12 protein-coding genes are annotated in these 13060 nt (G+C 63.5%); 9 read left to right on the forward strand and 3 right to left on the reverse strand.

The window, feature by feature from the left end; translation table 11 throughout:
* Nucleotides 1–1905, forward strand: a 1905-nt coding sequence (locus ABJF10_RS22585) for a DUF1553 domain-containing protein (protein WP_348546877.1), incomplete at its 5' end; no start/stop codon positions are given.
* Nucleotide 1906: 1 nt separating this feature from the next.
* On the forward strand, nt 1907–3349 hold the full coding sequence (locus ABJF10_RS22590) for a DUF1501 domain-containing protein (protein ID WP_348546878.1): 1443 nt from the start codon (nt 1907–1909) through the stop codon (nt 3347–3349).
* Nucleotides 3350–3382: 33 nt separating this feature from the next.
* Here ABJF10_RS22590 and ABJF10_RS22595 read toward each other — a convergent pair whose 3' ends face one another.
* The gene (locus ABJF10_RS22595) at nt 3383–4645 is read right to left on the reverse strand and encodes a tetratricopeptide repeat protein (RefSeq protein ID WP_348546879.1); all 1263 of its coding nucleotides are present in this window, start codon (nt 4643–4645) and stop codon (nt 3383–3385) included.
* A gap of 156 nt (nt 4646–4801) precedes the next feature.
* Between ABJF10_RS22595 and aspS the strand changes: the two genes are divergently transcribed.
* Nucleotides 4802–6586, forward strand: coding sequence for an aspartate--tRNA ligase (gene aspS, locus ABJF10_RS22600; RefSeq protein ID WP_348546880.1), 1785 nt, complete (start codon nt 4802–4804; stop codon nt 6584–6586).
* A gap of 101 nt (nt 6587–6687) precedes the next feature.
* Nucleotides 6688–7215 carry a hypothetical protein gene (locus tag ABJF10_RS22605; protein ID WP_348546881.1) on the forward strand — a complete coding sequence of 176 codons (528 nt, stop codon included), beginning with the start codon at nt 6688–6690 and terminating at the stop codon, nt 7213–7215.
* Between the two features lie 71 nt (nt 7216–7286).
* Here the strand turns inward: ABJF10_RS22605 and ABJF10_RS22610 are convergent, their stop codons facing one another.
* Nucleotides 7287–7826 carry a hypothetical protein gene (locus ABJF10_RS22610; RefSeq protein WP_348546882.1) on the reverse strand — a complete coding sequence of 180 codons (540 nt, stop codon included), beginning with the start codon at nt 7824–7826 and terminating at the stop codon, nt 7287–7289.
* A 241-nt stretch (nt 7827–8067) separates the two neighbouring features.
* Here ABJF10_RS22610 and recQ point away from each other — a divergent pair, with 241 nt between their 5' ends.
* From recQ to ABJF10_RS22625, 3 genes are all read left to right on the forward strand, one after another.
* Complete coding sequence (gene recQ, locus ABJF10_RS22615) at nt 8068–9870, forward strand: DNA helicase RecQ (RefSeq protein ID WP_348546883.1); 1803 nt, start codon at nt 8068–8070, stop codon at nt 9868–9870.
* 252 nt (nt 9871–10122) lie between these two features.
* On the forward strand, nt 10123–10398 hold the full coding sequence (locus ABJF10_RS22620; protein ID WP_348546884.1) for a metalloprotease family protein: 276 nt from the start codon (nt 10123–10125) through the stop codon (nt 10396–10398).
* Nucleotides 10385–10651 (forward strand): hypothetical protein, encoded by a 267-nt coding sequence (locus ABJF10_RS22625; RefSeq protein WP_348546885.1) that lies wholly within the window; start codon nt 10385–10387, stop codon nt 10649–10651. The genes ABJF10_RS22620 and ABJF10_RS22625 overlap by 14 nt, the downstream gene beginning before the upstream one ends.
* A 200-nt stretch (nt 10652–10851) precedes the next feature.
* On the opposite strand, the gene ABJF10_RS22630 is transcribed toward ABJF10_RS22625, so the two are convergent.
* The gene (locus ABJF10_RS22630) at nt 10852–11256 is read right to left on the reverse strand and encodes a hypothetical protein (protein WP_348546886.1); all 405 of its coding nucleotides are present in this window, start codon (nt 11254–11256) and stop codon (nt 10852–10854) included.
* 113 nt (nt 11257–11369) lie between these two features.
* On the opposite strand from ABJF10_RS22630, the gene ABJF10_RS22635 reads away from it, so the two are divergent.
* Complete coding sequence (locus tag ABJF10_RS22635; RefSeq protein WP_348546887.1) at nt 11370–12758, forward strand: sensor histidine kinase; 1389 nt, start codon at nt 11370–11372, stop codon at nt 12756–12758.
* A partial coding sequence (locus ABJF10_RS22640; RefSeq protein ID WP_348546888.1) for a response regulator transcription factor occupies nt 12755–13060 on the forward strand: 306 nt, incomplete at its 3' end. The genes ABJF10_RS22635 and ABJF10_RS22640, both read left to right, overlap by 4 nt.

Raw genomic sequence — 13060 nt, forward strand, 5'->3', positions numbered from 1 at the left:
CGCAATCTCAAGGAACTCGCCGCCTATGCCGCGACGAAAGGCATCGACACGGATATGAAAGTCCGCGAGCAGTTTGAGCAATGGGTCACCCAACACCACAACTGGTTCGATGGATGGGAGTCCCCCGCCCTCAGCGGGATGATCTATGACAAGCAAGGCAAGCCCTTGGTCGACCGCGACGTGTTGTTCAGTGCGGATACGGTGCGGCCCGATCAATTGCTGGCCAAGGGTGAGGAACTGCGCATCACCACCGGGCTCATAAGCGCGAATTCAGTGGGCGCCGTGCGAATCCAGTTGGCGGAGGAAGCCAGTTCCACGCCCATTCGCCCCAGCGGCGAAAATCTGCGGGTCGCGGTGAGCGTAAAAGCCCCCGATGGTAAGATGCGCAAGCTGGCCGTCTACTTTGCCGACGCCACGGAGAAGAAGCCGCGCTATGATAACGGCGTCGAAACCCTGGGCGTCGCCGTGGAATGGAGGCTGCCACAGCTTCGCACTGGAGGATCGCCAAGCGCAGTCTATCTGCTCGACCCGCCCGCGAAGCTGGCGCCCAAGGAAAAGCTGGTGATTACCGTGAGCGGCGAGTTTCCTGCGTCCCTGCGCGTCGCGCTCTCACCCTTCGGTGCGCGCGCCCCGCTCGACCTGAATCAGAGCGACGATCTGAAGTCGGCACTGCACAACCCACCGAACGCGCGGACCGTCGCGCAAAAGAAGTTGCTGGCCGAAACCTGGCTGCTCAGCACCGCTGCAGACCGCCCGGCTTTCGACCGCTACAAGCAGCTCGCCGCAGCCCTCCGCGAGACCCGCGATGGCAAAGCGTGGAGCATGGTCACGCAAGCGGTCGACCCACTCACCGTGCGGGTGCTGCCGCGCGGCAATTGGCAGGACGAGAGCGGGCCGGTCGTGCTGCCGGCCACGCCTTCCTTCCTGCCGGGGCGCGAGGAGAGCACGCCGGAGAGACGCCTGACCCGCCTCGACCTCGCGGAATACATCGTCTCCAAGGAAAACCCCATTACCGCGCGCACGGTCATGAACCGGCTCTGGCAGCAGTTCTTCGGCACCGCGTTGAGCGCGTCGGTGGATGATCTTGGATCGCAAGGCGAACCGCCGTCGCACCCGGAATTGCTCGACTGGATCGCCAGCGAATTTCGCGACAGCGACTGGGACTGCAAGCACATGATCAAGCTCTTCGTCACCAGCGCGACCTACCGGCAGAGCAGCGTGCTGCGCCCCGAGTTGCGCGAGATCGATCCAGCCAACCGCCTGCTGGCCTCGCAGAACCCGCGCCGCCTGGAGGCCGAATTCGTGCGCGACAATGCACTCTTCATCGCCGGTGTCTTGAATGTCGACCAGATCGGCGGCCCGAGCATGAAGCCCTACCAACCGCCGGGCTATTACGACGCGCTGCAATTTCCGACACGTGATTATGTCGCGACTACGGGGCCGGACCAATGGCGCCGCGGTGTTTACATGCATCGGCAACGCACCTTCCTGCATCCGATGCTCGCTAATTTCGACGCGCCCTCCCGCGATGAATGCGCCGCCGCGCGTACAGTCAGCAATACGCCGCAACAAGCTCTCACGCTCTTGAACGATCCCACGTTCGTCGAAGCTGCGCGTCTCTTCGCAAGCCGCGTCTTGACCGGCGAAGCCACCGGTGACGACGTCCGGCTCGCCCGCGCCTTCGAGATCGCCATGGCCCGTCCACCCAAGGACAAGGAAAAGGAATCGCTCGAAGCATTCCTCGCCACGCAACGCGACTACTACCGCGACCATGCCGACGACGCCGGCAAGCTGCTCAAGACCGGCTATGCACCGCCGACGCAAGGCGATTCCGCCGAGCTCGCCGCCTGGACCAATCTCTGCCGCGTCCTCCTCAATTCGCAGGAAGTCATCACCCGCTACTGATATGAAGCCCTTCGATCCCGTTGAATATGCGCTGAGCGTCAATCGCCGCACTTTCCTTACCCAAGGCGCCTACGGCCTCGGTGGGCTCGCGCTGGCCATGTTGCAAAACAAAGGCCTGGGCGTCCCCACGGCCGGGCATCGGCCCGAGGGCTGGCACGGCGCCTTGCCGGAAGCGCATTTCCCGATCAAGGCCAAGCGTGTCATCTTCCTCTGCATGGCGGGCGGGCCATCGCATCTCGAGACCTTCGACTGGAAGCCGGAGTTGAAGAAACTGGACGGGCAGCCTTTTCCAGAATCCTTCACCAAGGGCCAGCAGCTCGCCCAGTTGCAAAACGCCGTGCTCAAGGCGCGCGGTTCGATCACAAACTTTGCGCGCCACGGCCAGGCGGGCATCGAGATCAGCGATCTTTTCCCGCACATTGCCGGCGTCGCCGATGATCTCTGCGTCGTCCGCTCCATGCAGACCGAGCAGATCAATCACGACACCGCGCACGCCTTCATGAACACCGGCTCGATCATCAAGGGCCGGCCAAGCATGGGTTCGTGGCTGCTCTACGGGCTCGGCGCGGAGACGCAGGAATTGCCCGGCTTCATCGTCCTCATGTCGGCGGGCAAGACCGGCCTTCAGCCGGTCTCCGCGCGGCAATGGTCGAGCGGCGTGCTGCCCAGCCGATTCCAGGGCATCCAATTCCAATCGCGCGGCGACGCCGTGCATTACATCGGCAATCCCGAGGGCGTCTGCCAGAGCACGCAGCGCCAGGTCATCGACGAGGTCGCGCGGATGAACGGCATTCTCGCCGACGAGCAACACGACCCCGAGATCGCCACGCGCATCGCCCAGTACGAGCTGGCCTTCAAGATGCAGAGCAGCGTGCCCGAGTTGATGGATTTCAAGAACGAGCCCAAGGAAATGCTCGATCTCTACGGCGTGACGCGTCCCGGCGATGGCAGCTTCGCCTCCAACTGCCTGCTCGCCCGCCGGCTCGCCGAACGCGGCGTGCGCATGATCCAGCTTTACCACCGCGCGTGGGATCACCACGGCAACCTCGACGAAGGCATGAAGTCCGGCGCGAAGGACGTCGACCAGTCCACCGCCGCGCTCATTACCGACCTCAAGCAACGCGGCCTGCTCGACGACACCCTCATCCTCTGGGGCGGAGAATTTGGCCGCACGCCGATGGGCCAGGGCACCGGCCGCGACCATCACATCCTCGGCTTCAGCGTCTTCATGGCCGGCGGCGGTGTCAAAGCCGGCACCACCTACGGCGCCACCGATGAACTCGGCTACCGCGCCGTGGAAAACGTGGTCAACGTCCATGACCTCCACGCCACCATGCTCGCCCTCATGGGCGTCGACCACAAACGTCTCTCCACCAAGTTCCAGGGCCTCGACGTGCGCCTGACCAATGTTGCCGGCAACATCGTCAAGCCGCTGATGGCCTGACCTCGATGCGTCGGGCGCAGCCCTTCGCGTCGTCTACTTCTGCTCTTCGCGGTAGGGCTTGTTCTGCTTGTAGAGTTCGATCCGCGACTTGATGTCCGCCTGCACTTCCGGCGGCTCCTGGCTGGAGGCCTTGACCGCTTCCTCCTGCCATTTGATCGCGTTGGCAAACTCGCCCTTCTCCGCAAAAGCCGCGGCGAGCGTGTCGAGGTAGCCGGGGTTCTGGTAGCTGGTCAAATCGCAGGCCTGGCTGGCGAGTTCCACCGCGCGCTTCCCGTCGCGCACCTTGTCCTTCACGCCGGTGGCCAGCAGCCACGCGCAATCGTTGAAGGGCTGCGCCTCGGTGGGAAAGCGCTGGATCAGTTGAGCATAAGTGCCGAGGGCGTTCTCGAGATCACCCGACCCATACTGCGCCGATGCTTCCCCGAGCAGGGCCCGGAAATCGCCCGGCGCCAACGCGAGAATCCCTTGGTAATCCTTGAGCGCATCACCCCACCCCTTCTTGCTGCGATGAATCTCCGCCCGGCCCAGCAGCGACGGCAGATCCTTCGGGTTGATCGCCAGCGCGGCATTGAAATCGGCCATCGCCTTGTCCATGTCGCCCAGCCCGGCGTAAGCGTAGCCGCGTTGGGCCAGCGGCTGCGGGTCCTTCGGCAGCAAATCCACGGCTTGCGTGTAATCCTCGACCGCTTCCTTGAAATCACCCTTCAGGTAATTCACACCGCCGCGTCCGGTGTGGCCGGTCGGGTCTTTCGGATCGAGCTGAATGCAGCGCTCGAAATCGGCCATCGCCAGGTCCAATTCCTTGCGAATCACGTGTACCTGGCCGCGCGCCTGCAGCGCTTCCCGGCTGTCCGGCTGGAGCGCGAGCGCGGAATCCAGATCGCTCAGCGAAGCCTTGGTGCTGCCGCTGTCCCCGAGCACCAGCCCGCGGAGAAAGAGTGCGAGGTAATGCTGCGGATCGAGCCGCAGTGCCTGGTTGAAATCGGCCAGCGCATCGTCGAATTGCCGCTGCTTTTGGAAAATGTAGCCGCGATGCGCATAGGCCTCCGCGGTCGGCTTGAGGCGGATCGCCGCATTCAGGTCGGGCAGCGCCTTGTCATACTCCCCTTTGCCGGCCCGCAGCCGTCCGCGCCAGAAGTGCGCTGCCGCGTTGTCCGGATCTTCCGTCAGCGCGGCATCGAGCGCGGCCAGGGCTTCGTCGACCTTATTATCGCGCAACGCCTGCTCGGCCTCCTGTAGATAGTTCTTTTGCACCGTCTTGATGGCCCCGGGGCTGAGCACCGGCAGCAGGAGCAAAATAGCGAGGGGGAGAACGCGGCGAAGTTTGACAAGGTGAGGCACGCGGCGACGGTCACGCGGAGTCGCCCGCAGGTCAAGTCCGACGCTACAAGCTCTTTCCCCCAAATTCTTCTCCACCTCCGCGCAATTCCGGCTACATTCCGCGCCCCTGCCATGTACCGCACCCATTCCTGCCATCAACTTCGCCCCGCCGATATCGGCCAATCCGTCACGCTCGCCGGATGGGTGAATTCCAACCGCGACCAAGGGGGCGTCATCTTCATCGATTTGCGCGATCGCGAAGGCGTCACCCAGATCGTTTTTCGTTCCGAGGAGAACGCGGATGCCTCCGCGCTCGCGCACAAGCTGCGCAGTGAAGACGTCATCCAGATCACCGGCAAGGTGAGTGCCCGCCTCGCCGGCACCGAGAACGCCAAACTGGCCACCGGCGCCATCGAAATCATCGCCACCGAGTTGACTGTCCTGAACAAGGCCGACGTGCCCCCCTTCCCGCTCGACGACCCGAAGGTCAACGAAGACCTGCGGCTCGAGTACCGCTACCTCGACCTGCGCACCGAGCACATGCAGCGCAACCTCAAGCTGCGCCATCGCATCGTGAAAGCCACGCGCGACTACCTCGATGAAGCCGGCTTCCTCGAGATCGAGACGCCCATCCTCTCGAACCCCACTCCCGAGGGCGCGCGCGATTTCCTCGTGCCGTCGCGGCTCAACCCCGGCACCTTCTACGCGCTCCCGCAGGCTCCGCAGCAGTACAAGCAGCTCCTGCAAGTCGCCGGCCTGGAGAAGTATTTCCAGATCGCCCGCTGCTTCCGCGATGAAGATTTGCGGGCCGACCGTCAGCCGGAATTCACGCAGATCGACGTCGAGGCGTCCTTCATCACCGACGTGGAAATCCAGACGCTCATCGAGGGCCTCCTCGTGCGCATCTTCAAGGAAGCCCGCGGCGTCGATGTCCCCACGCCTTTCCCGCGCCTCTCCTACGCCGACGCCATGAACCGCTTCGGCTCCGACAAGCCCGACCTGCGCTTCGGCCTGGAGCTGGTCGATCTGGCCGACATCTTCCGCGAGTCGCAGTTCAAGGTCTTCCGCTCCGTCGCCGATGGCGGTGGGGTGATCAAGGGGCTCAATGCCAAGGGCGCCGCCGCGCTCCTCAGCAAGGAGCAGCTCAAGAAATGGGAGGAATGGGTCAAGACTGAGTTCGGCGCCAAGGGCCTCGCCTACATCAAATGGAGCGAAGGCGGCGAATGGGAATCGCCGATCGTGAAGTTCTTCAGCGAAGCCGAAAAGGCCGCGCTCACCGAGCGCCTGGGCTTCGCCCCCGGCGACGTCCTGTTCTTCGGCGCGGATCTCAAGCTCGAGCCCGTGGTCGAAGTGCTCGGCCGTGTCCGCCTGCGCTGCGCCGATATCCTCGGCATCCTCGCCGCGAAGAAGGACGAACTGAACTTCCACTGGGTCGTCGATTTTCCGCTGCTCGCCTTTTCACCCGAAGACAACCATTGGGTCGCCGTGCACCATCCGTTCACCCGCCCGAAGGCCGAGGACGTCCCCGCCCTCGAAGCCGGCGAATACGCCAAGGTCCGCGCCGTCGCCTACGACGTCGTCCTCAACGGCGTCGAACTCGGCGGCGGCTCGATCCGGATCCACGAGAAGGATCTCCAGGCGAAGCTGTTCGAAGTGCTCGGCGTCAACCCCGAGGAGCAGCAAGTCAAGTTCGGTCATCTTCTCCGCGCGTTCAGCTTCGGCGCGCCGCCTCATGGCGGCATCGCCCTCGGCCTCGACCGCCTGGTCATGCTCGCCGTCGGCGCGGAATCCATCCGCGAAGTCATCGCTTTCCCGAAGAACAACCGCGGCGCCGATCTCATGACGCACTCGCCTGTGGAAGTCGATTTCAAGCAGCTCCGGGAGGTCTATATCTCGAGCACGGCGAAAAAGAATTGAACTCTTTGGCGCGCGGCGCGCTCTAAGCGAATCGCCCGCAGGGGCGACGGGCGAAAATCGCCTCGCCACCGGCCACCCCGCGCCTACTTTCGATGTCCATCATGTTGAAACACCTCGTCCGGCTCATCGCCGTGCTCCTTTTTCTGGGAGCCAGCGCCCTGCGCGCCGAGGAAATCAACCCGCCCTTCGGCCTCCGCTGGGGCGAAACCGCCCAGCGCCTCGAAAAACTCCTCGGCGGCGCCAAGGCCACCATCGTCGACAAGCATCTCGTGGACGGCAAGGAAGCCTGGGATGTCGAGGGCCTGCTCCAAACCGGCCTCAAGCGCACCGTCTTCTACTTCCACCGCGGCGAATTGGTCGAAGTCGAGTTGCAGTATCAGCAGGAAGGTTGGGACGACGCCCATTACACCACGCTCATGAACGACGTGCGCAAGCGCCTCGAGCAGCGCTACGGCGAAGGCCAGCTCATCGCCCGCCGCACCGAGCAGGCGCCAGACGCCGACGTCACCCAAAAGATCATCGGTTACAAGTGGAACCAGAATAACACCGCCATCGAGCTGGTCTACTTCGCCGCCGTGAATACCACGCAGGCCTATCGCACCCTCAGCGTGCACTACAAGTCGTTCTAGCCCGCCACAGATATCCTGGAGGGCATCGCGCCGTCGATGCCGGGAAGGTGGGCCGCCTAAGGAAGCCTGTTTCAGTTCGCCGCCAGCCGCTTCGTCGTCGAGCGAGGCACCGCCGCCGCCACCATTGTCGTCGCCCGACGCGGACGCTCGGTCGGCACCACCCGTGCCATCTTCACGCTGCAATGGATCCCGCTGAACTGTTGCGCCATCTGGACCGGAGCCGCGTTGTGCACCCATTGCGGCGTCCACGATTGATTGTCCATCACGTAAGTCCGTCCGCCATCGTCATACATCACCACCGCATGCGATCCGCGCCCGGCCGCCGTGCCAAACGCTGGCTGGGCCGAAACATCGCCCGCCGCATCCGTCGTGGGAACACCACCCGCTTCGTATCCATACACAACCACTCGCGCGGCAATCCCCGCCGCGGCCATTTTCTTTTGGAGCGCCGTGGCAAAAGGCAGACACTGACCCGCCTTGCCCTTCCCGGGAATGGTCGAGTCCTTGGCCATCCGCGCGGCCGGCGTTTCTCCAATTCGGATGCCACCTGCCAGGCAGGAAGCGCCCGTCGAGATCACCATCACCGCCGTCAAAATCGTTGTAATTTTCATACCTCTTATAAAGCAGTGGGCATACGCCGCTCCGCCGGACGTCTCTGTATATCCACCTCAGGGAATCCCCTGAATCCCTGAGGTTTACCCCCAAAACATCCTCCGTGGAAAGCGGTAGAGTTCGACCTACACTAAGGGTTTACACGCAACCCCCACAGAGATCCGCAAGCCAAACTTGCGTCCCTGCCCTACCTACCGTGAAATACCCTACTTGATCTCGTCCCGCTCCCTACTCGCCACCTTGAAACAAACCTTCGGCTACGATTCTTTCCGCCCTTTACAGGAGGAAATCATCACCGATGCCCTGGCCGGCCGCGACGTTTTCGCTCTTTTACCCACCGGCGGCGGCAAATCCCTCTGTTTCCAGCTTCCCTCGCTCCTGCGCGACGGCCTCACCGTGGTCGTCTCCCCCCTCATCGCGCTGATGAAGGACCAGGTCGACGCCCTCACCGCGGCCGGCGTCCCCGCCACCTTCCTGAATTCCACCCTCGATGGCGACGAAGCGCGCGCCCGCTTCCGCGGCCTGCACCGCGGCGAATACCGCCTCCTCTACGCCGCCCCCGAGCGCCTCATGCTTCCCGGCTTCGTCGATAACCTCCGCGCCTGGAACGTCACCCTGCTGGCCATTGATGAAGCGCATTGCATCAGCGAATGGGGCCACGACTTCCGCCCCGAGTACCGCCAGCTCGCCGATCTCCGCGCCAGTCTGCCCGACGTCCCCGTCATGGCCCTCACCGCCACCGCCACCGAGCGCGTGCGCGACGATATCGTCGAGAAGCTGCACCTCCGCGCTCCGCGCTGCTACACCGCCAGCTTCAATCGCCCCAATCTCACCTATCGCGTTCTCCCGCGCGCCCAGCCTTACGATCAAGTCCTCGCCTTCCTCCGCGGACGCCCCGGCGAGAGCGGCATCATCTACTGCTCCAGTCGCAAGGCCGCCGAGAGCGTGGCCGAGCGCCTCATGGCCGATCGCATCCCCGCGCGCCCTTACCACGCCGGCCTCACCGGCGACGAACGCTCGAAGAATCAGGAACTCTTCCTCCGCGATGAGATACGCGTCATTTGTGCCACCATCGCCTTCGGCATGGGCATCAATAAACCCAACGTCCGCTTCGTCTTGCACTACGATCTGCCCAAGAACATCGAGGGCTACTACCAGGAAACCGGCCGCGCTGGACGCGACGGGCTGCCCAGTGAATGCGTCCTCCTCTTCTCCGCGGCGGATGTCGTCAAGCAGACCGCCTTCATCGAGGAAAAGACCGACCCCGAGGAGCGCCGCCTCGCCCGCGCCCAGCTCCAGCAGATGGTCCACTTCGCCGAAAGCTCCTCCTGCCGCCGCGTCGAGCTCCTCGGCTATTTCGGCGAAGTCTGGCCCGAGGAAAACTGTGGCGGCTGCGACAATTGCCTGACCCCGCGCGAGACCTTCGACGGCACCCTCGCCGCGCAAAAACTCCTCTCCTGCGTCTACCGCGTCCGCGAGCGCAGCGGCTTCAACTTCGGCCTCAATCACATCATCGAGGTCCTCACCGGCGGCGAAACCGAAGCCGTCCGCAAATGGGGCCACGAGAAAATCTCCGCCTACGGCATCGGCCAGGAAATGAAACGCGGCGAATGGCAATCGCTCGGCCGCGAACTCATCCGCCTCGGCTTGTTAGGCCAGAGCGCCGAAAAGTTTGCCACCGTCGAGCTCACCGCCGACGGCCTCGCCGCCCTCAAGAGCCGCCGCCAGATCACCCTCACCAAGCCCGTCGCCATCGCCGAGAAAAAGGCCCGCACTCGCAAAGGCGACATCGCCTGCGACGAAGTCCTCTTCGACCGCCTGCGCACCCTCCGCCGCAAGCTCGCCGACGAACGCGACGTCCCCGCCTACATCATCTTCTCCGACGCCACCCTCCGCGAAATGGCCCGCGCCTACCCCACCACCACCGGGCAGTTCGGCAAGATCCCCGGCGTCGGCGCCCAAAAGCTCAAAGACTTCGGCGAGGCCTTCGTCGAAGAAGTCACTATCCACCTCGCTCACTACCCGCGGCAGACATTCGCTTAAGCAGTCTTCCCGAAAGTGATCTTCTTCTCGCATTTCGTTCTGAGCGGAGTGTAACGGAGTCGAAAGCCGAGCGCAGCGAGACGCCTATGGGAGAGCGGGGCAAACCCCGTCGCATAACCATCGATATCGCTGGTTGCCCGACGGGGTTCCTCGGATTCGCTCACAATGTCCCCGCGAATGGAGTCGCACTGACCCGCCTTCGTTGCCAAGCTTGCCTCGATCGAACCTCTCACCTCACCTTCCCAGAACCTCATGTTTTTCATCCCCGGATTCCTTATCTCCATCCTGACCTGTCCCGGTGTCATCGTTCACGAACTGGCGCATGTCATGTTCTGTAAACTCACCGGCACGGCCATCCACAAGGTATGTTACTTCCGTATCGGCAATCCCTCCGGCTACGTGATCCACGATCGTCCCACCTCCGTCTGGAAACACATCTTGATCGGCGTCGGCCCTTTCTTTCTCAACACCTTCATCGGCGTGGCTTGCGGCCTCGTCGCGGCGCTCGCTCAACGTGAATTTCGATAAGCTCACCGCAGCCAGTGGCATCTTCATGTGGCTCGCAATTTCCATCGCCATGCACTCCTTCCCGAGCACCGGAGATGCTCGCAGCATCTGGCACAGTGTCTGGTCTCCGGGCTCCCCCATCACGGCCAAGCTATTCGGCACGCCACTGGTTGCCACCATCTTCCTCGGCGCCATCGGCTCCATTTTTTGGCTCGATGCGATCTACGGATTTGGCATCGTGGTGGGGCTCCCGAAATTGCTTCTTCCAGCGTGAAAGGCCACGCTCAGGATCTGTGGCCTCGCCACGAAACCAGACCATGAGTCGCGTCGAGCTACTCACCGTGGCAGACACTTCCTTCCCCGGTCGAGACGCCTAAATCCTGCTCCGTCTCCGCCCCAGTGTGTTCCAGAAGACCAGCCTGTGCGGCTTGTACGTCTTGGAACACTCCAGCCGCCAGCGACGGCCTTTCCGTCCTACGGGGTCAGCGTTTCCGTGCCATTTCCGCTTACGCCGCGAATGGCCCAGATGCCCGACAGGCTGCCGTCGGGTTGCACTTTGTAGATGATGAGGCCGGGCTCGCCATTGAGCATGTAGGTGGCGGAGAGCGTATCGTTCATCCGCATGCCGAATCCCTTGGTCACTGAGCCCTCGATCTTCCAGTCGATGCTGAAGGTCGTGTCGGAAATGATCTTGATAGAGACCGTGCCTTTGTAAGGAGAGCCGTCGCCGTTCGTGCCTTTCGCTTTGTAACTCGAGGCGAGCTGGAGCGGCTCGGCATTGGCCGAAATGGCGAATAGACAAAGCGCAAACCCCATGGCCAGCAATTTGCCGAGAGTCGTGGTGGACGGGTGGGAGCGAAGGATGGGGAGAAGATTCATGGGATTATTTTGTGGACCGGCATCGTGGCATTCCGCTCCGCGATGCCAATCCTTTTCCCATCGGTGGGCTTCACCCCACTCGCAGCCCCGCGCGTTCTGCGTATCTTGCGGCCATGTCATTTCCCCCGCCCGCGCGCTTTTACGTGCCCATGCTCGTATTCGTCTTCGGGCTCGCCACCACTTGGTTCGAGTTTGAGCTAAATCTGGCGAACGATCTTTCCCGCAATCGCAAGGAAGTGCTCGCGGAAATGGATGCGACGGGAGAACGCATGGCCCGGCGCAGCGGCCGACAGGCGGAGCACGGGGAAGCGGCGATGCTCGCCGAGGATTTGGCCACGTGGGCGCATCAGCCGTGGCTGAAGGAGGCGGCTTTGGTCAATGACCAGGGTGTGGTCATCGATGACTCGGAAAAGCGCTGGGAAGGCCGGCCGGCCAGCGAAACCCCCCTGGCACCTGCGATGAAACTCGCGGCGAAGGAACATGAAGACACCACCCAAACGGGCAATCACAGCGAGGAGGGAACGCTCCTCTACGGCGCGTATCCCTTCGCCATCGGCGCACACGAAACCGCCTGGGCTCTCGTGGTTTTCGATCACGCGAGTGCGGTGCAACAGGCGATGGAAGACGCCCGCTACCAGCGGCAGTGGGTGGCCGCCGCCATCACCCTGCTCTGCCTGTGCCTGTGGGTGGGGCTGCACTTTGGCTTCGCCGCCCGGCTGGCCCGGCTCACGCGCGCGGTCCGGGATTACGGCGATGGACGGGCGAACAGCTTGGTGAAAATATCGGGCGGGGACGAAGTGCATGAATTGTCGATCGCCTTCGCAGCCATGGGGGCCCGTCTCGCGGAGCGGGAAGCCGAGCGCGTGCGGCTGGAGCGGGTGATCCTGGATACCTCGGAGCGTGAACAGCGGCGCATCGGCGCCGATTTGCACGATGGGCTCGGCCAGCAACTCACCGCCGCTTCGCTGGCCACGAATGGGCTCATCACCGCCCTCGGTTCCGCCGCACCTTCCCTCGTGCCCCAGGCCGAGAGCCTCGGGCGGCAACTCCGCGAAACGATCGCCGAAGTGCGCGCCCTTTCGCACGGGCTCGCTCCGGTGTCCCTCGCCGACGATGGACTCATGCATGCACTGCACGAACTCGCCGAGGCCACCGCCCGCAGCGCCCGCCTCCGCTGCATCTTCGATTGCCCGCAGCCGGTGCAAGTGTCCGACGTGGTACTGGCTGGCCACCTCTACCGCGTGGCGCAAGAAGCGGTGAACAACGCGCTCAAGCACGCCGCCGCCAAGGAAATTCGCATTGGCCTCGAGCGCCGCGGAGCAACCCTCGTCCTCGAAGTGGAAGACGATGGCGACGGCCTGCCCGAAACTCCGACCGGGGACGGCGGCATCGGCCTCAGCGTGATGCGACACCGGCTGAAGCTGGTCAGCGGAACCCTCGAAATCGGTTCCTCTCCCGCTGGCGGCACCCGCGTCGCCTGCTTTATTCCCTCGTCCTCATGAGCCAGCCCAAAGCCAGCAAGCGTCGGGCAAACGACGCCCGGTTCCACATTCTCCTCGTCGACGATCATCCCGTGGTCCTCGACGGCTACCAGCTCATGCTCAATGCGCAGCCCGATCTCGCCGTCTGCGCCACCGCGCCCAATGCCGCCGATGCGCTGACCGCCGTGGAGCGCGAGCTGCCCGATCTCGTGCTCACCGATCTCAACATGCCCGGCCGGGGCGGGCTGGAACTCATCAAGGATCTCGTCGTCCTCCAGCCGGGCATCAAAGTACTCGTCTGCTCCATGCACGACGAAATGCTC

The organism is Chthoniobacter sp. (genome assembly GCF_040003245.1).
Classification (GTDB): Bacteria; Verrucomicrobiota; Verrucomicrobiia; order Chthoniobacterales; family Chthoniobacteraceae; genus Chthoniobacter.